The following is a 23869-nucleotide window of genomic DNA, read 5'->3' on the forward strand; positions in this document are numbered from 1 at the left end:
AGTTTTGTTATCGAATTAACCGTTCTCAAAGCAAAAAAAATATCTTTAATAATTTAATAGTAAGAATGGTCAAAGCAGATAAAATATATCAAGCAAAAATCATATGTTCTTAACTACTTACCTCAATTAATTTTATTGGAGAAAACCTTTCAAACGGAAGCAGAAAATCTTTTACAAATGGTAGTTTTAAGAATGTTCCTAAAGAGTTATAATTTACTCCTACTACTTCTTTAATAAAATTAGAATAACGGTTTAGTTGTCCTTACATAGATTGGGAGCTGTATAAATCTCGATTTACATTAAATTTAGAAACTTTACATACTAAAACTAGTATCCGATAATAAGGACAAAATTTAGGAATATAGCATGCATAAGGGCTGTAGTTTAGATTTGTGTTACTATCTGTTTTTTATCGAATAACCCATAGCTTTACAATTAATTCAAAACCAAGATATAGTGTGAAGCACTGGTATCAAAAAATTTTAAGCATCAACACTATTTGAAAATAGAGCCTTTATAAGTTCTTATATCTAATTACATCTTACTATTTCAGTTTATTCACAGCTATTGATAGTGAGCTCTTTACAAATTATACGCGGCTAATGCAAAATGAAGATGAATGCAGTTGATTTGAGGCAACATGCTGTGAATTTATAAAACCTAGACGCGTTGCAGTTGAAATTCTAAAGAGAAGTTTTTAAAAGCTTTAAGCGTATTATCGAAGTCATCAGCAATACGTAAGGTTGGCACATCACTTAAATAAATAGAAGCTAGCGGGATAACATTTTTTGCGGATGTTTTCAAAAGAAGAAATAATAATCAAAATAAAAACACTAGAAATAAGATAGTTTTTAGTGTTTTTATTTTAATTGTTTTATGTAAGAAATTCACAAAATTAGTGCGTGTCTATTATTTAAAAGCATTTAAGCCAGTAATATCTAAACCTGTAATTAGTAAATGAATATCGTGTGTACCTTCATACGTTACTACACTTTCTAAATTCATCATGTGGCGCATAATAGAATATTCACCAGTAATACCCATTCCGCCTAACATTTGTCTTGCATCTCGCGCTATTTTTAAAGCCATATCTACATTATTACGTTTTGCCATAGAAATTTGAGCCGTTGTTGCTTTTCCTTCATTTTTTAGAGTTCCTAAACGCCAAGCTAATAATTGAGCTTTGGTAATTTCTGTAATCATTTCAGCTAATTTTTTCTGCTGCAATTGAAACTGGCCAATCGGTTTGCCAAATTGTTCACGCTCTTTTGCATATCGCAAAGCGGTATCATAACAATCCATTGCCGCGCCAATTGCGCCCCAAGCAATACCATATCTAGCAGAATCTAAACAACCTAAAGGTGCACCAAGTCCAGATTTGTTGGGTAATAAATTTTCTTTAGGAACCTTTACGTTGTCAAAAATCAATTCTCCAGTTGATGATGCTCGTAAAGACCATTTGTTATGTGTTTCTGGCGTAGAAAAACCTTCCATACCGCGCTCTACAATTAAACCATGAATTCTACCTTCTTCGTTTTTAGCCCAAACAACAGCAATATTGCAAAAAGGCGCGTTCGAAATCCACATTTTTGCACCATTTAGCAAATAATGATCCCCTTTATCTTTAAAGTTAGTTTCCATTCCTGAAGGATTTGAGCCGTGATTTGGTTCTGTCAATCCGAAACTTCCCATCCATTCACCAGAAGCTAATTTTGGTAAATATTTTTTACGTTGCTCTTCATTACCATATGCATAAATAGGATACATCACTAAAGAAGATTGTACGGATGCTGTAGAACGAACACCAGAATCGCCACGCTCTATTTCTTGCATAATTAATCCGTAAGAAATTTGATCCAAACCTGCGCCGCCATATTCTTCTGGAATATAAGGCCCAAAAGCACCAATTTCTGCCAAACCACCAATAATTTGTTTCGGAAACTCTGCTTTTTGAGCGTATTCTTCAATAATAGGAGAAACATCACGTTTTACCCATTCACGGGCAGACTCTCTAATTAGTTTGTGCTCTTCCGTTAATAAATCATCTAAATTATAGTAATCTGGTGCTTGAAAAAGATCTGCTTTCATGGAATATATATATTTAAATCAATTTTTAAATGTGTAATATTTAACAAAAATATCAATAATTGTTTAATTTTAATACAAATATCGGTAAAATATGTGTTAAATAATGGATATAAAAATACAAAAATTTTAAAGTTCATAACATGAAACAACCAAAAAGTTGTAGTTTTCATTTAAGTTTGCGCTAATGAAGTGTACGCTAGGAAAAAAAGAACGATTAAAAAGTAAAAAGTTAATTGAAAGGCTTTATAAAGAAGGAACTTCTTTAAAAGCTTTTCCGTTAAGAATGATGTATTTACAAACAGTACATACGTCAGATTTCCCTGCTCAAGTTGGTGTTTCTGTGCCAAAAAGAAACTTTAAAAAAGCACCAGACAGAAATCGATTAAAAAGATTGATGCGCGAATCTTACAGACTGCAAAAAGGAATTGTGTATGATCAACTAGACACACCTCATATTTTTATGATTTCTTATCTAGGCAAAGACGAGTGGTCTTATAAAGATTTGTATGTAAAGATGGAAAAACTGCTAACTTTATTTGTGCAGGAAACAAAAAACATAAAAAACGATGAAATTTAAAATCTCAAAAAAAATAATTTTTATTCTTTTAGCGGCGACACTTTTTTTAACATTTTCATTTCAATCTAAATTTTTTGAAGTTGCCAAACAAATAGAAATTTACAATTCTTTATTTAAAGAGTTAAATATGTATTATATAGATGAAATAAATCCGGCAGCATTCACTGAAAAAGCCATCAAAAATACTTTAAAAGATTTAGACCCCTATACTAGTTTTTACAATGAGCAAGATGTTGAAGATGCTAAAATTAGAAGAGAAGGCGAATATGCGGGTATTGGGGCGTCTGTATATTACACCGGTAGAGGAATTCAAATTAGCGAAATTTACAAAGGATTTTCTGGAGATAGGGCCAATCTAAAAGCGGGTGATATGATTATTTCTGCAGACGGGCAAGTTTTAGAAAATATGGAAAGAGAGCAACTTTCTATGTTTTTAAAAGGAGCACCAAACACAAAAATATCTTTAGAAATTGAACGGCAGGGAACTAGAATGCTAAAAATAGTACAAAGAGAAAAAGTAGTTATAAATCCTGTTCCTTATTATGAAATGATGGATGAAGAAACCGGTTATATCTCCTTAACTCGTTTTAATAACAAAGCTTCATCCGAAGTAAAAAAAGCCTTTAAAGCTTTAAAGAAAAAGGGAATGAAAAAGTTGGTTTTCGATTTACGCTCTAATCCAGGAGGCTCTTTAATGGAATCGATTAATATCGCTAACTTTTTTATCCCAAAGGGAAAAGTAATTGTGACCACAAAAGCAAAAATTAAAAAATGGAGTACTACCTATAAAACATCTAATGAACCGTTAGATTTAGAAATTCCGATGGTGGTTTTAGTAAACGGACGCTCTGCATCGGCATCAGAAATAGTGAGTGGTTCTTTGCAAGACTATGATAGAGCCGTGATTATGGGGCAGCGTTCTTTTGGTAAAGGATTGGTGCAACGCCAAAAAGAACTAACTTATGGCACGCAATTAAAATTAACAATTTCTAAATATTATACGCCAAGCGGACGCTGTATTCAAGAACTAGATTATACCAATAGAGATGCCAAAACAGGCAAGGTTCCTAAATTTTCTGATAAAGGTATTAATGCGTTTAAAACAGAAAATGGAAGAACAGTTTATGATGGCGGAGGTGTATTGCCAGATGTTGAAATTAAAACATCTGAAAGAACTGCAGCAACAGAAAAGTTAATAAGTTCTAAAGCAATATTCGATTTTGCTATCAATTACTATTATCAGAATTCACAAATAGCAGCAGCAGCAGCCTATGAATTTACGAATGGAGATTTTAAAAAGTTTACACAATTTTTAGAAACAGACACAACTTTTGTAACAACACAAGAAGGTTTATTTAAAAAAGCATATGCAGCCTCAAAGAACAACAATATCTTTAAAGAATATGAGAAAATAAAGGAAAAGTTGTTTGAAGATAAAATTAGTGAAATTTCTAAAAATCAAGATATTATTAATAATTTGTTAGAAGAAGAAATTTTGACCAAATACTATTATCAAGAAGGCGTTTATCAGCATCACTTAAAAAAAGATAAAACGATGATTGAAGCCTTAGAATTGCTTAAAAATCAAGTGAAGTATAAACAAATTTTATCAGGGAAATAATTTTATATTTGCACCTCAAATCTAAAAATGCAACAAACTAAAAATATAGAGAGAACAAGAGCGCAAGAGTCTACAAATGCTATAGAAAAGCTATACATTTCTATGCGCCATTTATTTAGCAGAGGTTTTTATAAACCCATGGGTGTTTCTGGTGAAACGCTGCGCAAATCTTTGTTGCTTTTACGTCCAGAAATTTATGGATCTATTGCAGAAGAACGATTAGAATTAGATGGTTTAATCTACGTTATAGAAAGGCTACCTAAAGGAATTGAAGAGTGCCAGTTTATTAATTTAACGGCAGATGAAGGCTATAAAAATTCACATTTCGAAGCTATAATTCCACCAAAAAGAAGAAGAAATTGCTATAGAATAGACAAAGATCAAATGAATATTGAGATTACCAGAGGAAGGTCTGAAATCTATGATATTTTAACGCATCTTACATTTTTATTTATAGAATCTCACAAGATTCAAGCACGGGTTTCTTTGAATGAAGGTGAAGACTATATCAGAGAATGGAAACATTTAGAGGATGTTGTTTTACATCAAAAGAAAATTTCTGAAAAAGAAGTAGAAGTTTTAATTGTTCATTTAGGAAACATTCTTGGAAGAACTTTTGATGAAGTTTGTAGAATTTACACAATCTTTAAAACAGAAGAAAATCCGAATAAATTCTTTAATTTAATTTATTGGTTAGGTAAACTAGCGATTAACGAAATAGAAGAAAATAAAAAAAGAACCATTACTTTTAGTTCTGTTTTAATTGAAGAAATTGGGCATCATATTTATGGTGAAATTTGGGCAAACAATATTAAACATATATTAAAAGAGCATAAGCTTTTACAAAGACCAATTCATATTATTAGTGCAAATATGCACAGTGTAATGAATTCAATTTACGGGCAAGGAGCCCTGACAGAAGAGTATAAAAAGCATAAAAATTTCGAATTATTTCAGTTGTTAAGTAATGCAAACAGCAAGACTTTGCAGAAAAAGGTAAAAGATTACGCTTCAGAAAACGGACTTATTTACGTGAAAGATACTTCTGGTACCAATATTAATGTGCAAATAATTGATACGGATAAAATAAATTACGACGTTTCTGCGTTTAAAAAAGAAAACTCTTTATCAGAAAACCCTGTAATTATTGTCATGGATTATGCTTTTGGAGAACAAGCTTTTGAAACAATGGATGAACTTTTAAAGCCATACCATGTGCATAACGAAAAAGTCCATTTAGATGTGAAGTCTGTTTCCATTATGGGGAAAGCAGGTATTTTAGAGGGAGGAAAAGGAGATGTTATGATTCCAGATGCTCATATTTTTGAAGGTACTGCAGATAATTATCCTTTTAAAAATGAATTAAAGAAAGAGGATTTAGAGGGGTTTGGTGTAAAAGTTTTTGATGGTTCTATGATTTCTGTTTTAGGAACCTCTTTGCAGAATAAAGATCTTTTAAGGTTTTTTCATGATTCTACGTGGAATGTAATTGGTTTAGAAATGGAGGGAGCACATTATCAAAAAGCAATTCAATCTGCTTCTAAGATTAGAGGTAATATTTCTGAAGATGTAAAAGTAAGATATGCGTATTATGCTTCAGATAATCCTTTAGAAACAGGAGCAACATTGGCTTCTGGCGGATTAGGAATGACAGGGGTTACCCCAACGTATGCGATTACGCAAAGAATATTAGAACAAATTTTTTAACGGGTACGAACCGATTTATAACCAAACCAAAAACATGTCATCAAACCAACAAAATAAAAATAACGAAGAAGAAGTAGATTTAGGCTCCTTATTTGTAATTATTGGAAAAGGGTTTTCAAAATTATTCGCTTTTATTGCAAGTGTTTTTAAAGAAATCTTTAATTTTTTAATATTAATAGTAATTTTTTTAAAAGAAAATTTAATAAAAATAGTTATTGCAGGATTTGTCGGTTTGGTGATCGGTTTATTTCTAGAGGTTAAAAAACCAACAACGTTTGGTTCAGATTTATTAGTAGAACCAAATTTTAAAAGCGCTAGGCAGTTGTACAATAATGTAAATTATTACAATGATTTAGTAAAACAAAAAGACACAACGGGTTTAGAGGAAACTTTTAAAATAGACAAAGAAACCGCTGCTTCGCTTAAGAAATTTGAAATTGAACCCATTGTAAATGATATCGATATTATAAATTCGTACAACGATTTTATTTTAGAAGTAGATACCGCAACGGTAAAAAGCTATGATTTTAAGGATTTTAAATTAGCGTTTACAGATTTAGATTACAAAATTCACAAAATAAAAGTTGTAGCTGAAAAAAACAATGTTTTTATAAAATTAGATGATGTTATTATTTCGTCTGTTGTGAATAATAAGTATTTTGAAAGGTTAAAGAAATTGACCAACGAAAATTTAAATAGAACAGATTCAATGTATCGTCAAAATTTATCACAAATAGATTCTTTGAGAAAAGTGTATATGCAAGTGATGATAGAAGAGGCAAAAAAGCAAACATCTGGAACAAGTATCGATTTAGGAGGAGAGAAAAAAACAACAAAAGAATTAGAGCTTTTTGAAACAAATAGAAGAATTAATTCCGATTTAAAAAATATTGTTATCGATAAATCAGAAAAGTACGAAGTGATAAATGTGATTTCTAATTTTCAACCAGTTGGTTATGAAATTAAAGGGATTACTAAAAATTACGCTTTTTTATTAGCTGCTTTTGGTGCGGTAAGTATGATTATTTTGTTAATGTTATTAAAATTAAATAAGTATTTAACCAATTATAAAAAATAGCGTGCAGTGTTTTTTTACATTTAATTTGATTAGGTAGCAATAAATTATTGGTCGGAAACTTCATTTAAGTGTAAAAGAGGTTTTGAAAACAGAAGAATTTGCAGAAATCTTTAATATAGAATCAATAACAGAACTAATAATTTATACATAGCTCAATAAATCTTATAAATATTAGGTCCTATTATTTCGAAAAAAGAGTCTTATAAAAATTAAATTAGTTTTGTAATAGATAGATGTATTCATATTCTTTAAAGGATATAGAAGGATATAATATTTTTTTTATTTTAATAAGTCTTTTCAATTAAAGTAAAACTTAAGCTAAAAGAAAATTTGTAGTGAAAGATGTTAATTTGGAGGGTATTAACGTTAGTGAAATTGAAAAAAAAATCTTGTTATTGGTAAAATTTATAAATTGAAAGTTAAAAAGGTTATCCATACTATTTAAAAGCAGTTAAACAACCCGAGAAGGCTGTGAAGAGATAAGTTTTTTTATACTTAAGTGCTTAATGCGAGTAATCCTATTGGTGCGAGTTATTCAAAGACAAGGTTTAAAAATTGGTTGGATTGAAGAAACTCCTTATGGAGGTGGTTTTATTACAAAGAAAGAATTACAAAAATTAGCTAAGCCATTAATAAAAATTGGTTCCGGTAAAAATTTAATGGAGATTTAATGAAAGTAACAGAAATCAATTTAAAAGGAATTTTTGTAATTGAACCTAGAGTTTTTGGTGATGGCAGGGGAAGTTTCTTTGAGAGTTTTAATCAAAAAAGTTTTAAAGAAAAAACAGGATTAAAAATTAATTTTGTGCAAGATAATCAATCTTTATCTCAAAAAGGAGTCGTTAGAGGTTTGCATATTCAGCAAGGTAAGTTTGCACAAACAAAATTAGTAAGAGTTATTCAAGGAAAACAAGATGTAGTGGTAAACGTAGGGAAGAATTCAGAAACTTTTGGGCAATCTTTTTCTTGCCTTTTATCATCAGAAAATAATAAGCAATTGTTTATTTCGAAAGGATTTTTACACGGTTTTTCTGTGTTAGAAGATGCTACTATTTTTGCTTATAAATGTGATCAGTATTACAACAAAGAATCAGAAGATGGCGTTGTATTTAATGATAAAGACTTAAATATAGATTGGATGATCGATGAGAATGAAATGATTTTATCGGAGAAGGATTTAAAAATGAAAAGGTTTAAAGAGTATTGTATATGAAAAAGAAAGTTTTAATTGTTTTTGGAACAAGACCTGAAGCTATAAAAATGGCTTTAGTAATAAAAGAATTTCAGAAGAACCCCGATAAGTTTAATGTTAGAGTTTGTATAACCGCACAACACAGAGAAATGCTAGATCAAGTATTGAATTTTTTTGATATTATTCCTTTTTATGATTTAGATTTAATGAAACCAAATCAAAATCTATATTCATTAACGGCGCAAGTTATAACTAATTTGAAGCCAATATTAGAAGATTTTAAACCAGATTTTGTTTTCGTACATGGAGATACTACAACTGCTATGGCGGGAAGCATTGCAGGTTTTTATTCAGAAGCAAAAGTTTGTCATGTAGAGGCGGGTTTAAGAACTTTTAATTTAAAATCTCCTTTTCCAGAAGAAATGAATAGGACAGTAATTGGTGCTGTATCAAATATACATTTTGCGCCAACTGTTAATTCTAGACAAAATTTAATCAAAGAGAACAAAAATGAAGGCAGTATTATTGTTACTGGGAATACAGTAATAGATGCTCTATTATATAGTGTAAGTAAAGTTAATTCTAATTTTAAGGATTCAGAAATAGAATTTTTGAAAAACATTATCAAACCGAATAGAAAATTGATTCTAGTTACTGGTCATCGCAGAGAAAATCATGGTCAAGGTTTTCTAAATATATGTGAAGCTCTAAAACAGATAGCAAATAAAAATAAAGACTGTGATGTTTTTTATCCTGTTCATTTGAATCCAAACGTTCAAGAGCCAGTTTATAAACTTTTAAATGATGTCGTTAATATTAAATTACTTAAGCCATTATCTTATCCAGCTTTTGTTTGGTTAATGGCAAAATCTTTTTTAATTATAACAGATAGCGGTGGTGTGCAGGAAGAGGCTCCTAGTTTAGGTAAACCTGTTTTATTAATGCGAGATACAACAGAAAGACCAGAGGCTGTAGAAGCGGGTACAGTAATATTAGTAGGTACAGATACTAACAGAATTGTAGCAGCGGCAGATAGATTACTAAATAATTCAGAAGCCTATTTGGCTATGAGTAAATTACATAATCCTTATGGAGACGGTAATGCATCAAAAAAAATTATAAATTATATTTTAGATATTTCTTAAAACGAGGGGTTTTTTAATAGTTTAAGAAAGAGAAATATCATGAGTAAAGTAATTAAAGGGTTTAGTTGGAATTTTATTACCCAAGCCTATAAAGTTTTGTTTTCTTCTTTAGTGTTAATCATTTTAGCAAGATTAATTTCGGTAGAAGATTTTGGAGTGATAGGGATGGCAATGGTATTTGTTTTATTTTTTAACACAATACAAAATATTGGATTTGATAGTTCTATTATTTATTCAAAGAACTTTAAGGAAAAACATTTATTATCTCTATTTCTATTAAATATAGTTTTAGGGTTTTTAATATATTTAGCAGGTTATTTTTTATCGCCTTTTTTATCTTATTTTTATGATAACAAGGAAATTCAAGTAATTTTTAGATCACTTGTTTTAACAGTTATATTTTCTAGTTTTGGCATTGTTTCTAAAGGATACTTGCAGAAGAAGCTCAATTTTAAAAAATTAGCAATTATAGAAATAATTGCAATAACTATTGCAGGTACAACAGCTGTTTTTTTAGCATTAAAGAATTTTGGTTATTGGTCATTAATTGTACAACAATTAGTTACAGCTGGTTTAACTTCTTTTGGTTTCATTTTAATAACTTTTAAAATTATGTTAAAAGAAAGATACTTTTCTTTTAACATAATTAGAGAACATCTACAATTTGGGTACAACGTTTTTATTTTTAATGTTTTCAATTTTTTTGCTCAGCAATTAGATGTCCTTTTAATAGGTAAATTGCTTGGAGAAAAGCAGGTTGGTATTTACTTATTAGCTTTTAATTTAGTCTTAAAACCTGTTTCTTTGTTAGTTCAGGTTTTTAACAAAACAGTTTATCCTGTATTAACAAGAATAAAATTCCCTGAACTTAAAGATAGTTACACAAAACTTACAAGTTCATTTTTTTTATTTTTAGCACCATTAATTATATTTTTTGTGGCTATAAGTCAAATTCTAATTCCAGAATTATTAACAGATAAATGGCTAGAGACTTTACCTTTGTTAATTATATTTGGTTACCAATCAGTAAGAATGATAATTGCCTCTCCTTCTGGGCTACTTTTTTTAATCACAGGTAACCCAAATAAACAATGGAAATTTGCTGTTTTTATTTCTTTTCCGTTGAGGCTTACTGGAGTTTTATTAGGATATTATTTTTATAAATCAGCATTAGGAGTTGCTCTGGGTATAAATTTATTTGCGACAATAGAAATGTTGATTGGCTTTTTTATTGCGTTTAAATTAATTGATTTAAAAATGGATGCTTATTTCGCTTTCTTTACAAACACTTTTTTTCAATTATCTTTATTAACGCTAACTTTAGTAGGCTTAAATTATTTTATTACAACATATTTATTCTTACTATTGCTTCAAATAATAGTTATTATTTTATATGTTATATTAATTCGAAACAGAATAATAGAAAATATTAAGAACATAAGAGATATTATATGAAACGAATTGGAATAGTAACAACATGGTTTGAAAGAGGTGCAGCTTATGTTTCCAAACAGTTTAAAGAAGTCTGGGAAGAAGAAAATGAAGTTTATATTTATGCAAGAGGAGGAGAAGAGGTTGTTGTGAATGACCCTAAATGGCAAGCGAAAAATATTACACACGGAAAAAGGTATTCTTACACAAAGCTAGATTTAATAAACCTTAATCATTTTGAGAATTGGATAATAACGAATAATTTAGATATTGTGTTCTTTAACGAACAACATATTTGGGATCCTATTTTGTTGTGTAAAAAATTAGGAGTTCTTACAGGCTCTTACATTGATTATTATACAAAAGAAACGGTTCCATTATTTGCTATTTTTGATTTTTTAGTCTGTAACACCAAAAGACATTACGGTGTCTTTAAATGGCATCCTCAAGTATTTTTTATTCCATGGGGAACTAATCAAAATTTATTTAATGCTACACAAAAAAAGAAAACAAATATAGATGAAATTATATTTTTTCATTCTGCAGGGATGAACCCTTATAGAAAAGGGACGGATTTTTTAATCAAGGCTTTTAGTAAGGTAAAGTTAAATAATGTAAAATTAATTATACATACTCAAGTAAATATTTTTAGTTTTTTTCCTGAACTGTTTAACGTTTGCGAAGATTTAATAAGTAAAAGTAAATTGGACATTATAAATAAAACTGTTTCTGCACCAGGTTTGTATCATAAAGGCGACGTTTATGTTTATCCAACTAGATTAGAAGGTATTGGTTTATCTATTGCAGAAGCAAATAGCTGTGGTTTGCCAGTTATTACAACAAATGAAGCACCTATGAATGAATTTATAATAGATGGCGAAAATGGGCGTTTAATAAATGTATCTAGCAAAAAGCAGCGAAAAGATAAATATTATTGGCAAGAAAGTTATATTGATATAGATCATTTAACTTTTTTATTAGAAGAATATGCTAACGATACGATTGGTTTAGAGAAGAAGAAGCTAATATCACTTGTTTATTCTAATATGAATTTTGATTGGAAAAAAAACGCAAATAAATTAAAGGCTGTTTTGTTCGAAATAAAAAAAATCAAAAAAAATCAAGAAGTAGTAGATAAAATACAGACCTATGAAAACTCTAGAAGCTTAAAGTTTTATGCAGGTAATTTGGTGATTTATGATAAATTCAAAAAGTTTATTAAATTTAGCAAAAAGTCAAGTTAAAAAGTTATCAGTTTATGAATATTGTTATTATTAATACTTTGTATTTTCCTTACAGCATTGGTGGTGCAGAAAAATCTGTAAAATCTTTAGCAGAAAATTTTACAGTTATGGGTAATAATGTTGCTGTAATTACACTCGCAGAAGAACAATCTATTGCAACATTTAATGACGTTACTATTCATAGATTAAGGATGGAAAATACCTATTTTCCATTTAACGGAGCAGTAAAAACTCAAAAAGAAAAATTAATTTGGCACTTAAAAGATGTTAAAAACACAAAGTACAATTCCTATATAAAGAACTTTTTGATATCTTTTAAAACAGATATTTTATTTACAAATAATATAAGTGGCTTTTCTGTTAATGTTTGGCAAATTGCAAAAATATTAAATATTAAAATTGTTCATACCTTAAGAGATTATTACTTACAATGTTCTAAAACAACAAAATTTAAAAACGATAAAAATTGCGAAAAAATTTGTTTAGATTGCAAAATACTATCTTACTACAAAAAGAAATGCACGGTAAAAATAGATTATGTAATTGGCACAAGCAATTACATATTAAAAGACCATTTAAAAAATGGATTTTTTAACGGTGTATCAAATAAAGTCATTTATAATGGATTCGATATTTTGCCTCAAAAAAAAACAGCTAAACAAGAAGCAATTAAAATAGTTAATTTTGGTTTTATTGGACAAATTAATAAATCTAAAGGAATAGAGCTACTTTTAAAGTGTTTTATCAATTTAAAATCTGATGATTGTAAACTTTTAATAGCCGGTAAAATTAGCCCAGGGTATTTGCGTTATTTGCAAAATGAATATAAATCTAAAAATATTACCTTTTTAGGCTATATGGAAAGCACTTTTTTTTTTAGGAAGATAGATGTTCTAATTGTTCCGTCTTTATGGAATGAGCCTTTTGGAAGAGTTGTCTTAGAGTCTTTAATAAATGAAAAGCCTGTTCTTGGAAGTGCTAGAGGAGGTATCAAAGAGCTTTTAAAAAATAATACTCCTTTTGTTTTTGAGCCAGCACAGAGGAATCTTACAGAATTATTAGAAAAAATTATTTTAGAGCCTAATTTTTTAAAAGAATTTATTTTTGATAGAAAGTTTATAGAGGATTTTAAGATAACACAGACTGCAGGCCAGTATATAACTATATTTAATAAATTATTAAATGGTTAGAATGAAACTAAAATTGGAAAAAATTCTGTATGCGAGTATTCTATTCCAAATTATAGCAACACAAGGAATTCTAGTGTTTTTAATGTTTAATTTTTTGGGAAATTGGGAATTAAAAAAGCTAGTTCATCCCGTTTCTTTTTTTTTAATTCTTTTATTTTTTGTTTTTAAAGCAAAAAAAGGTTTTCTAATAACACAAGTAGACATTATTTTCTTCGGATATTTTTCTCTTTTATTTATTTTATTACTCTATAATGCATCAAGTTTACAATCTGTTTACTTTGCTTTTAGAGAATTGTTTTGGCTATTTATTTTAGTATTTATTTTTGCTCAAACTGAATTAAATCAAAAACAGTACAATAAAGTTTTGAATTTAATTTTTTATCTTGTTATAATCAATATTGTGTTTATTGGATTAACCTATGTTTTAGGATCTGAAAAGTACATGAAATTACTTACAGGCAGGTATCAATGGGGTATAGACGATGATTATAAGTTTAAGATAACTACATTTTATAAGTTTTGGAGGTCACCCGCTTTAATCGGTAATGCAGCTTCTGTAGGTTATTTTGGGCTTTTTGCTTATTTCCTAATGGACACGCAAGTAAAATTTAAGTACAAAAAGTATTTTGCGATAGTTCTTATTATTTGTTCTTTTGTAAGAAGTGTTTATTTAGCAATCTTTATTTATGAATTTTTAAAATTTATAACCAAAAAAAAATATCTAAAAATTATAGTTTTAGTATTTAAAATACTGATTCCTGTTTTAATTTTAGTTAGTTTTTTTCTTTCAAAATATAATATATTTTCAATTTCGTCTCTTTCAGAAAGAATTAAACTTTGGACAAATAATATTAATGTTGAATACAACTTAATTTTTGGGGGAGCAATAGGGAAAGTAGGCGGAGCAGTAAGAGATGCTGGTTTTGTTAGCGTTCTAGATAGTTATTGGCTTCTAATATTACTTTCATCTGGTTTTTTAGGAATTATTATTTCTTCTCTATTTATCTTTGAAAAAAGTAAAAAGACAAATAAATTTTTGTTTATTTTATTAGGCTTAAGTTTTGCTGGTTTTTTTGTGAGCTTAACTCAAAGTATTGTCTTTTTGGTGCTTTTTCCAATGCTATTTATAACAATAAAAGAAAATTCATCAGAATTAGATACGAATGAAGATACCTAAGGATGTTCACAAATATTTTTTAGCATTAACATATGTAATAGGTTGTTTTCCCATACTAACCTTCGGTATGAGAAGTGTTATAACAATTCTCTGGTGTTTATTAGGTTTATTAATTTTTTCTAAAAATAGAATTGCACGTAAATTAAACAAGGATATTTGGATTTTTGTTCTTCCATATTTATTATTACTATTTTCGCTCACCTATTCAGAAAATCTCCAAAGTGGAATAGATAGTTTAATAAAAATGATATCCTTTATAATCTTTCCATTAATTTTTTATTTTAATAGAGATTTTTTTAGCAAAAAACAGATTTCAAGAATTATTTATGTATTTGTTTTATCTGTTTTTTTGATCATTATATACCAAGTAATACACGTTGTGTTAAATTATACTTTTATTACCGATAATATTACTTTTCAAGAAATTAAAGCAAATGGGTTTTCTACTTTAACTGAAATAAGTGAGGAAAAAGTAAGTCAAATTAAATTAAGGAGATTTAGAAATTTCATTATTAAAATTTCAAATACTCATACTACATATCAAGGTTTATGGATTAGTTTTGCTGTTTTCTTCCTTGGCTCAGAATTCAAGAAAATTAAAAAAAACAGCTTGAAAATTGTAAACTTGTTTTTAATAATTGTGCTAATTATATGGCTTTATTTTATTTCTGCTAGAATGCCCTTATTGGCTTTGTTAATTTCTAGTTCATTAACAATTCTCTTTTTTTCTAATTTTTCTAATTTAAAACTAGCAAAGCTTGGGTTAATTTTTTCTGTAGTTGTAGTTGCTACACTTTGTTTTAAAAATCCTTTTTCTATTAGAGTAAAAGAATACTATAACACAGGGTTAACATTGCTAGAAAAGAGTTCTAAAGCTTCTGAATTTAATTCTTCTAATGTTAGGAATGGTATTTATTATTGTGATTTAAAATTAGTTAGAGAAAATTCAATTATTGGTTTTGGGATTGGAGATATACAGGACAAGTTAAATTCTTGTTACAAGAGTAATTTAGAATCTGAAATTTATAATTGGCATACATATAACACCCATAATCAATATTTCTTTTTTTGGATAAGTTCTGGAATATTTGGGGTATTAGCCCTCTTGATTTTAATTTTCACAATCTTACAGAAATCTTACAAAGAAAAAAATAAACTTTTATTTTTCCTTCTATGTTTAGTATCAATTGTCTTTTTAACAGAAAGTCTTCTTGAAAGGTCTGATGGTTTAATCTTTTTTAGTTTTTTTATGGGGCTTTTGTTTTTTAATAAAAAAAGAGATATTTTAACTTAACTCTTTTTCTATTATTGATAGTATTTTACTAGTAGACAAATCCCAACTGAAACGTTTAATGTTTTCATATCCTTTTGTAACTAATTGTGATCTTTTCTCCTGATCTTCAATTAATAAAGAAAGTTTGTTTCTGATATTTGAAATAGATTCAGGATTGCAATATTCAACAGAATCTTCAAATATCTCGGGTAAAGAAGTTCTATCAGATACTAGACAAGGACAGCCGCAGGCTTGAGCTTCTAAAGGAGGCATTCCAAAACCTTCAAAAAGTGAAGCATAAATAAAAATAGTTGCACGATTGTAAAGGTTTATTAATTTTTCGTCGTCAATATAGCCAGTAAAAATTATGTTTTTATTTTCCAAATTATTATCTAGGTTGAGGTCAGAAAAAGATTTCGATCTTGATCCTACAAATACAAGTTTATAATCAGTATTTAATTGAGAATAAGCATTAATGACTCTTTTAAAATTCTTTCTAGGATCAAGAGATGAAACAGCCAAAATTATTTTATCTCTATTTAAGTCTAAATTTCTAAATTTTTCATTTTGTCCGGCATGGACAACTTCAATATTTTTTATTTTGAAATTATCTTCAATATCTTTTTTTACATAATTACTAACGGTTAAAACTTTTATGGAATTTTTACTTGAAATGGGAACAAAAATATTGTATGCTTTTTGAAAGATATATGAAAATGAATCAGGAAAGTATTTAAATGCTAAATCATGTATGTAAGTAATTTTATTTTTATAATAAACTGGTCCAATTCCACCAAAATTAATAAGTATTGGGTTGTTTTTTTTTCTTAAAAAATTAACCAAATCAATTTGCTCCCATAAGTGGCCTTTAAAATGACCAAATTGCTCGATTTCCACTCCATTTAACTTGGCTTTATTAATTAATGTACCTTTTGGTGCTACATATATTATTTTCATACCTTTGATATAATCAGGTAGGCGATTACTAATTTCAATAGCATATCTTTGTACTCCTGTCGTTTTTTGAGTAAGAAACCGGGCATTTATAATTATCATTGATGTTAAGGTGTTTTTTAATGTTTTAGTCAAAAGTAATTCAACTATTTTAAATAAAGTAGGTAAGCAAGTTAATTTTATTGGTGGTTTAATCTTTAGTTATTCATAAAATAAATCAATAAGAAATTATCTTGTTGTATAAACTAAAATGATGTTATTATTTTGAAGAATAAAAGTAGAAAGAAAATAAAAGTAGCTATTGTTCATTATTGGTTCATAACTAGAAGGGGTGGTGAAAAGGTAGTTGAGTCTATGTTAAAATTGTATCCCGAAGCCGACGTATACACTCTTTTTTATGATAAAAAGATGTTCGGTAAGTATTTATTAAACCACAAAGTTTACACTTCTTCATTTAATAATTTTCTGTTTAGGAAATATTATCAGAAAATGTTTCCCTTTTATCCGCAAGCAATTAAATCTTTAAAACTGCAAGATGATTATGACTTAATTATTTCATCGGAATCTGGTCCTGCAAAAGGAATCAAAATAAATAATAAGGCTAAGCACATTTGTTATATTCATAGCCCTATGCGTTATTGTTGGGGGTTTACCCAAGATTATATCACTACTGTTACACCTCTATTAAGACCAGTTGCGAAGTTTTTTTTTAAAAGACTAAAGAGTTGGGATAGAACTACAATTGATAATGTAGATTTGTACATAGCCAATTCTAAAAATGTGCAAAAAAGAGTGGAAGAATTTTATTCTAAAACTGCGAAAGTTATTTACCCTCCGATAGCGTCAAGTCTGTTTGAGAGTAACCTTTTAGTATCAAAAAAAAAGTTATATTTTTTAAGCTTTGGCGCAATTACTCCCTATAAGAAAATAGATCTTTTAATAGATTGCTTTAATAAAAATAAAGAAAATTTAATAATTATTGGCACTGGCTCTGAAAAGAAAACGTTAATGGCGAAAGCGAATTCTAATATAGAATTTAAAGGATTTTTAGAAGATGACAATTTAAAAGAATATATTCAAAATTCAAGAGTTTTGCTATTTCCTGGAGAAGAAGATTTTGGAATGATACCTTTAGAGGTCATGAGTTATGGTATACCTGTTATTGCTTTTAGAAAAGGAGGAGCTTTAGAGACTGTAGTAGAAAATTTAAACGATTTTTCTTTTTCTTCGGGGATTTTTTTTAGTGAGCAAAAAACTGAATCTTTGCAGGAAGCTATAAATTTGTTTAAGTCTAAAGAAATGGAGTTTGACCCTAAATGGATAAGAGCTCAAGCAAAAAACTTTGAAGAGAGCAAGTTTTTGTGTAGTTTTAGCCGTGAAGTAAATAATATATTAGAATAAAAAAAGCTTGAAAAAAAGATACTCCTACTTAATAAGACCCCTGCAATTAATTATAGATTTAATAATCATTAATTTTGTAGTCTATTTTGTTAACGATACAACACATCTAAATGCATATTTTTTAGCTTATATTTCACTTTTCTGGATAATTTCTTCGCATCTGTTAGGCTTTTATAAGGTCTTTCGATTTACTAGAATCTTAAGGGTCTTTACACTTTTAGTGAGACAATTCTTTATTTTTATATTCGGTTATTTTGCCTATTTCGGTATTTTTAGTGAGGGAGAAGTAGTCAATAATCAATTTTTACTTTTAGTATATATCGTTCTTAGTTTATCGATCATTAAGATTCTCTGGTTATTTATTTTAAAAAGATACCGTTCATTAGGTAATAATCTTAGAACAACCATTGTTTTAGGTTTTGATCAATCAGCTAAAAATATTATAAAATTATTTAAGAGTAAATCTAATTTAGGATATAAATACCTTGGTTTTTTCTCTAATAAAGAATATAAAAATAAAGAACTTTTAGGGAATTTAAGCGAAGTCTTTAAGTATGTAAATAATAATGCAGTAGATGAAATTTATTGTTCTCTTAATGTGTTGACAAAAGACCAAATAAAAAATATAAGTAAGTTTGCAACAGAAAAAAATATAACATTAAAGTTAATTCCAGATTCAATAGAGTTATACAGTAAAAACCAAAGTGTAGAGTATTATGATGATGCTTTAATGGTTTTAAATGTAAATAGACTTCCGTTTGAGTTTGCTGAAAATTTTTATATTAAGAGAATATTTGATATTATTTTTTCGTTATTAGTATGCCTTTTTGTTCTTTCTTGGTTAATACCCATTCTCTGGGTGATAGTAAAGTTAGAATCAAAGGGGCCTTTAGTATTTAAACAGAAAAGGGAAGGTCTTAATTGTGAAGAATTTGTTTGTTACAAGTTTAGATCTATGAGATTAAATGAATTTTCACACAAAGTGCATGCAGTTAAAAATGATTCTAGAGTTACAGTAGTAGGCGCTTTTTTGAGAAAAACTAGCATGGATGAATTGCCTCAATTTCTTAATGTTTTACAAGGAAACATGAGCGTTGTTGGTCCTAGGCCACACATAGAAGTTTTGTCTTTAGAGTATCAAAAATATGTAGATGATTATTTAAAAAGGCATATTGTTAAGCCTGGCATTACAGGTTTGGCGCAGGTTAGTGGGTATAGAGGAGAGGTAAAAAGAACTTCGGATATTAAAAATAGAGTTCGTCTGGATATTTTTTATATTGAAAACTGGTCTTTTTTATTAGATCTTAAAATTATTATTAAGACAATATTAAACGTTTTTAAAGGCGAAGAAAAGGCATATTAATATGATTACAGCTTCAATTGTTTTGTATCATGAGAATTTAGAAACACTAAAAAAAACAATTGATTCTTTTTTGAAAACTCCCTTAGAAAAAAAACTTTACTTAATAGACAATTCTGCTACTAATAAATTAGAAAGTTATTTTCATCATCCAGAAATTGAGTATTGTTTTGTGGGCAAAAATATCGGTTTTGGCAAAGCACATAATCTAGTTTTAAATAAAATAAATTCAAAATTTCACTTAATTTTGAATCCTGATGTTATTTTTGAAAAAGATATAATTTCTATTCTAATAAAACAATTAGAAATACAAAAAAATGTTGCTTTTGTAACACCAAAAATTGTGTACCCAAATGGTAGTATGCAGTTTGTTTGCAGAAAAAATCCAACTTTTTTCGACTTGCTGAACAGAAAATTAAAATTTTCTAAAAGACATATTTTTAATAATGAATATCAAAATTTAGACTTACAAAATTTCTTTTATCCTGAATTTATTCATGGTTGTTTTATGCTTTTTAATACAGAGGATTTTAAAAAGTTAGAAGGATTTGATGAGCGTTATTTTTTATACATGGAAGATGCAGATCTTTGTAGAAAAATATATGAAATACATAAGAAGATTCTTTTTTACCCAGAAGTAATTGTTGAACATCAGCACCAACAAGGTTCATCGAAAGATTTGAAATTATTTTTAAGACATACTTCTTCTGCCATTAAGTATTTCCTAAAGTGGGGTCTTTAGTAAAACCGCAATTTATAAATTGTCTATCTCACAAAAGCTAGAATCCAAAAATTTTAAAATATATTTGCGATTACAATAACACAACTCATATGAATGTACTTATTTTAGGTTCTGGTGGCCGAGAGCATGCTTTTGCTTTAAAACTTTCTGGAAGCAAAAAGATTACGCAACTCTTTGTGGCTCCGGGAAATGCTGGGACAAATAAAATTGCAAAAAATATTTCGATAAATCTATCTGATTTTGAAGCTGTAAAACAGACTGTTTTAGAGAATGATATCAAAATGGTGGTTGTGGGGCCAGAAGTTCCTTTAGTTGATGGTGTTCATGATTTCTTTTTAGCAGATGAATCTTTAAAAAATATTCCCGTAATCGGCCCTAAAAAAGATGGCGCTTTATTAGAAGGAAGTAAGGATTTTTCTAAACAGTTTATGAAAAAACATGGAATTCCAACGGCAAGGTACCAATCTTTTACAAAAGAAAATTTAGAAGAAGGGTATACTTTTTTAGAAACTTTAGAACCGCCTTTTGTTTTAAAAGCAGATGGTTTAGCGGCAGGGAAAGGAGTGTTAATTCTAAATTCTTTAGAAGAGGCTAAAACAGAATTAGAAGATATGGTTTCTAATCAAAAATTTGGGAAAGCATCTACAACAGTTGTTATCGAAGAATTTTTAAAAGGAATAGAACTCTCTGTTTTTGTATTAACAGATGGTAAAAGTTATAAAATATTACCATCGGCAAAAGACTACAAAAGAATAGGTGAAGGTGATACAGGCTTAAATACAGGCGGAATGGGAGCAATTTCTCCAGTTCCGTTTGCAGATGATGCTTTTTTAAATAAAGTAGAAGAATTGGTTGTAAAACCAACCATTGCAGGTTTGCAAAAAGACGGCATCGACTACAAAGGTTTTATTTTTATAGGATTGATGAATGATAACGGAAATCCCTCTGTGGTTGAGTATAATGTAAGAATGGGCGATCCAGAAACAGAGGTGGTTTTACCAAGAATAGCCTCTGATTTATTTGAATTGTTTGAAGGTGTTGCAAATCAAACATTGCATTTAAAAACTTTTTCTGTAATAAATAAAACAGCAACCACTGTAGTTTTAGTTTCTGGCGGATATCCTGAAGCATACAAAAAAAACAAGGAAATTACTGGTTTTGAAACAGTCGATGAATCTATCGTTTATCATGCAGGTACAGCTAATAAAGATCATAAAGTTGTTACAAGTGGAGGCAGAGTTATGGCAGTTACATCTTTAGGAAGTACTATTGAAGAAGCTTTAGAAAAGACATATAGAAGCATCGATAAAATTCATTTTGATGGCATGAATTACAGAAAGGATATTGGTTTCGATTTAGGAATGCCCAATGCTGAAAAGTAGTACATCTCTCAATTAAAAATTATTCGTTCCATACATCTCATTTATTTTATGGGATGTATGTTTTAATCCATCTAAATATTAAAATTAGTTTTTCTTAAAAATCTACAGTAAAGCCTGTACTTTATTTATCAGTGAAACGCAATTTTGAAAAATAGGGAAGCTATGAATTCAAAATTGTAAGTTAAACTTGCTTGTTTGCTAGGTATTCTTATTTAAGGATCTTGGGGTAATACCCTCTACGCTATCCGGGGCCATATTAAAAGGTTCTTCTTTTTTTTACCTCGATTTGAGGTTGTTCATTTCAGAATTATTCAGCTTTTGCTAGGGTAAAAGAAAATTCAGACCCTTCACCAAACGTGCTTTTTAGCAAAATATTTTCACTATGAGCTTCTACAATATGTTTTACAATAGCTAATCCTAAACCAGAGCCTCCTTGCTCTCTAGATCTGCTTTGATCTACTCTATAAAAACGTTCAAATAAACGCGATAAGTGTTCTTTTTTAATGCCCTCGCCGTTATCAATCACTTTAAGAATAAACTTTTTATCGTTATAATTATCTACCCCAACAAAAGTTGTTCCGTTAGGTTTGCCATATTTTATAGAATTTACAACTAAATTGATAAGAACTTGCTCTATTTTTTCCACATCACCTTTCACAAAAACAGGAAACTCATAAATTTTATCAAACTTTAAAGAAATATTTCTCTTTTTTGCTTTCATTTCAAACAAATCAAAAACATTTTGAATTAATTCTAATACGTTAAAAACTTGAATATTAAGTTTAGTGCCCTCGTTTTCTAGTTTGGCAATCATATCTAAATCTTTAATGACAGCCACCAGTCTTTCGACACCTTTATTAGCTCTGTCTAAATACTTCATGCGTATTTGTTTGTCATTAATAGCGCCTTCCATTAACGTTAAAATATACCCTTGTACTGTAAATAATGGTGTTTTAAGTTCGTGTGCAACATTGCCTAAAAAATCACGTCTAAAAGAATCTCTTTCGGTTAAACTTTTTATTTCTAAACGTTTGCCTTCTACAAATTTTTGCATGCTTTTAGAGAGTTTGTCAATATCTGTAGTGGTAGAATCTCTTTTTAAATCATTTACGTTTAAGATAGAAACTTCTTTGTATAATTTCTTTAGTCTTTTATAGATAAAATGTTCGGCTCTATATTGAATAATAAAAAAGGAGATGATAAATAAGACAACAATATAGATTAATATGGCATTTATGCCAAGGTGTTTGCTAATAAAAAAGTAAGATATCGAAGCTACGCAAACAGAAAGTAGTGTTAAATATACTGCTGACCAAAGTGCATAAGAGTATGTTTTCTTTAGTTTCAAATTATAAGGATATAACGCTTTAAATTAAAATATTTTAGTTGTCTTTATCTAATAATACGAATTTATAACCAACGCCTTTTACAGTTTTAAAATGGTCGTCACCAATTTTTTCTCGTAGTTTTCTAATATGCACATCTATGGTTCTGCCACCAACAACAACTTCGTTACCCCAAACGTTATCTAGTATAACTTCTCTTTTAAAAACTTTACCAGGCTTCGATGTTAAAAGAGAAAAAAGTTCAAATTCCTTTCTTGGTAAGGCAATTTTTTTTCCGGCTTTATAAACAACATATTCATCTCTATCGATAACAATGTCACCAATTTTAAGCGTTTCTTCACTTTCTTTTTCGGTCTTTAATCTTCTTAATAAAGATTTTATTTTACTCACTAAAACCTTTGGTTTTATAGGTTTGGTAATATAATCATCAGCACCAGCTTCAAAACCAGCAACTTGAGAGTAGTCTTCTCCTCTGGCGGTTAAAAAAGCGATAAGTACGTTTTCTAAAGATTTCGTTTTTCTAATTTTTTCACAAGCCTCAATACCATCCATTTCTGGCATCATAATATCTAATAATATTAAATGGGGCAAGTTCTTTTTTGCAGATTTAATGGCTTCTTGGCCATTTTCTGCTTTAAAAACTTGATAGCCTTCATTTTTTAAATTGTAACCAACAATTTCTAAAATGTCTGGTTCATCATCAACTAATAAAATCTTAATATCACTTTTGTTCATAAGAACTTGTTTAGTATTTAGCAACCAAAAATAAGTATTTAAACCTAGATACCTAAAATTACCTTAACAGATTTTTTAAATTTACAATTGTTTAATCATTAACTCAAGTTTCGCAGGTCACTACCCCTTGAAAACAAAGAGAAAAAGAATAAAAAAAGTAGCATTTTTATTCCTTTAAGTTTCTAAATTTCAGTACCTTAAAGATGTAATTCCAATACGCTAAAAA

At 28.7% G+C, this 23869-nt stretch carries 20 protein-coding genes and 1 pseudogene; 17 read left to right on the forward strand and 4 right to left on the reverse strand.

The window, feature by feature from the left end:
• Positions 1-113: pseudogene (locus ES044_RS15750) on the forward strand (IS1595 family transposase); the annotation flags it as partial.
• A 796-nt stretch (positions 114-909) separates the two neighbouring features.
• Here ES044_RS15750 and ES044_RS15755 read toward each other — a convergent pair.
• Entirely contained in the window at positions 910-2088 is a 1179-nt protein-coding gene (locus tag ES044_RS15755; protein ID WP_147117641.1) for an acyl-CoA dehydrogenase family protein, read from the reverse strand.
• A gap of 184 nt (positions 2089-2272) precedes the next feature.
• On the opposite strand from ES044_RS15755, the gene rnpA reads away from it, so the two are divergent.
• The 12 genes from rnpA (at position 2273) to ES044_RS18640 (ending at position 15744) form a co-directional block, all read left to right on the forward strand.
• A complete protein-coding gene (gene rnpA / locus ES044_RS15760; protein ID WP_147117640.1) occupies positions 2273-2665 on the forward strand; it encodes a ribonuclease P protein component in 393 nt (130 codons plus the stop codon).
• Positions 2655-4286 carry a S41 family peptidase gene (locus ES044_RS15765; RefSeq protein ID WP_147117639.1) on the forward strand — a complete coding sequence of 544 codons (1632 nt, stop codon included), beginning with the start codon at positions 2655-2657 and terminating at the stop codon, positions 4284-4286. Before rnpA ends, ES044_RS15765 begins: the two co-directional genes overlap by 11 nt.
• A gap of 27 nt (positions 4287-4313) precedes the next feature.
• On the forward strand, positions 4314-5993 hold the full coding sequence (locus tag ES044_RS15770) for a DUF6909 family protein (protein ID WP_147117638.1): 1680 nt from the start codon (positions 4314-4316) through the stop codon (positions 5991-5993).
• Positions 5994-6027: 34 nt separating this feature from the next.
• Positions 6028-7071, forward strand: a complete 1044-nt coding sequence (locus ES044_RS15775) for a hypothetical protein (RefSeq protein ID WP_147117637.1) — start codon at positions 6028-6030, stop codon at positions 7069-7071.
• Between the two features lie 506 nt (positions 7072-7577).
• Positions 7578-7742: a hypothetical protein gene (locus ES044_RS18635; protein WP_189663146.1), complete on the forward strand. Its 165-nt coding sequence runs from the start codon at positions 7578-7580 to the stop codon at positions 7740-7742.
• A complete protein-coding gene (rfbC, locus tag ES044_RS15780) occupies positions 7742-8284 on the forward strand; it encodes a dTDP-4-dehydrorhamnose 3,5-epimerase (RefSeq protein ID WP_147117636.1) in 543 nt (180 codons plus the stop codon). The genes ES044_RS18635 and rfbC overlap by 1 nt, the downstream gene beginning before the upstream one ends.
• On the forward strand, positions 8281-9408 hold the full coding sequence (gene wecB / locus ES044_RS15785; RefSeq protein WP_147117635.1) for a non-hydrolyzing UDP-N-acetylglucosamine 2-epimerase: 1128 nt from the start codon (positions 8281-8283) through the stop codon (positions 9406-9408). Before rfbC ends, wecB begins: the two co-directional genes overlap by 4 nt.
• Before the next feature lie 39 nt (positions 9409-9447).
• Positions 9448-10863, forward strand: coding sequence for an oligosaccharide flippase family protein (locus tag ES044_RS15790; RefSeq protein ID WP_147117634.1), 1416 nt, complete (start codon positions 9448-9450; stop codon positions 10861-10863).
• Entirely contained in the window at positions 10860-12083 is a 1224-nt protein-coding gene (locus ES044_RS15795; RefSeq protein ID WP_147117633.1) for a glycosyltransferase family 4 protein, read from the forward strand. The genes ES044_RS15790 and ES044_RS15795 overlap by 4 nt, the downstream gene beginning before the upstream one ends.
• 14 nt (positions 12084-12097) lie before the next feature.
• Positions 12098-13273: a glycosyltransferase family 4 protein gene (locus tag ES044_RS15800; protein WP_147187352.1), complete on the forward strand. Its 1176-nt coding sequence runs from the start codon at positions 12098-12100 to the stop codon at positions 13271-13273.
• 1 nt (position 13274) lies between these two features.
• Positions 13275-14450: a hypothetical protein gene (locus ES044_RS15805; protein ID WP_147117631.1), complete on the forward strand. Its 1176-nt coding sequence runs from the start codon at positions 13275-13277 to the stop codon at positions 14448-14450.
• A 610-nt stretch (positions 14451-15060) separates the two neighbouring features.
• Positions 15061-15744, forward strand: coding sequence for an O-antigen ligase family protein (locus ES044_RS18640; RefSeq protein ID WP_189663145.1), 684 nt, complete (start codon positions 15061-15063; stop codon positions 15742-15744).
• On the opposite strand, the gene ES044_RS15815 is transcribed toward ES044_RS18640, so the two are convergent.
• Positions 15736-16812, reverse strand: coding sequence for a glycosyltransferase family 4 protein (locus ES044_RS15815; protein ID WP_147117629.1), 1077 nt, complete (start codon positions 16810-16812; stop codon positions 15736-15738). The genes ES044_RS18640 and ES044_RS15815 overlap by 9 nt on opposite strands.
• 129 nt (positions 16813-16941) lie before the next feature.
• Here ES044_RS15815 and ES044_RS15820 point away from each other — a divergent pair, with 129 nt between their 5' ends.
• From ES044_RS15820 to purD, 4 genes are all read left to right on the forward strand, one after another.
• The gene (locus ES044_RS15820; RefSeq protein WP_147117628.1) at positions 16942-18078 is read left to right on the forward strand and encodes a glycosyltransferase; all 1137 of its coding nucleotides are present in this window, start codon (positions 16942-16944) and stop codon (positions 18076-18078) included.
• A 7-nt stretch (positions 18079-18085) separates the two neighbouring features.
• Entirely contained in the window at positions 18086-19441 is a 1356-nt protein-coding gene (locus ES044_RS15825; RefSeq protein ID WP_147117627.1) for an exopolysaccharide biosynthesis polyprenyl glycosylphosphotransferase, read from the forward strand.
• Between the two features lies 1 nt (position 19442).
• Positions 19443-20180, forward strand: a complete 738-nt coding sequence (locus tag ES044_RS15830; protein ID WP_147117626.1) for a glycosyltransferase family 2 protein — start codon at positions 19443-19445, stop codon at positions 20178-20180.
• Positions 20181-20269: 89 nt separating this feature from the next.
• Positions 20270-21562: a phosphoribosylamine--glycine ligase gene (gene purD / locus ES044_RS15835; RefSeq protein WP_147187356.1), complete on the forward strand. Its 1293-nt coding sequence runs from the start codon at positions 20270-20272 to the stop codon at positions 21560-21562.
• 307 nt (positions 21563-21869) lie between these two features.
• On the opposite strand, the gene ES044_RS15840 is transcribed toward purD, so the two are convergent.
• Both ES044_RS15840 and ES044_RS15845 read right to left on the reverse strand, forming a co-directional pair.
• Positions 21870-22910, reverse strand: coding sequence for a sensor histidine kinase (locus ES044_RS15840; RefSeq protein ID WP_147187358.1), 1041 nt, complete (start codon positions 22908-22910; stop codon positions 21870-21872).
• 34 nt (positions 22911-22944) lie between these two features.
• Positions 22945-23643 carry a response regulator gene (locus ES044_RS15845; protein ID WP_147117623.1) on the reverse strand — a complete coding sequence of 233 codons (699 nt, stop codon included), beginning with the start codon at positions 23641-23643 and terminating at the stop codon, positions 22945-22947.
• Positions 23644-23869 lie beyond the last annotated feature (226 nt).

The organism is Polaribacter sp. IC066 (assembly GCF_007997085.1).
Lineage (GTDB): Bacteria > Bacteroidota > Bacteroidia > Flavobacteriales > Flavobacteriaceae > Polaribacter.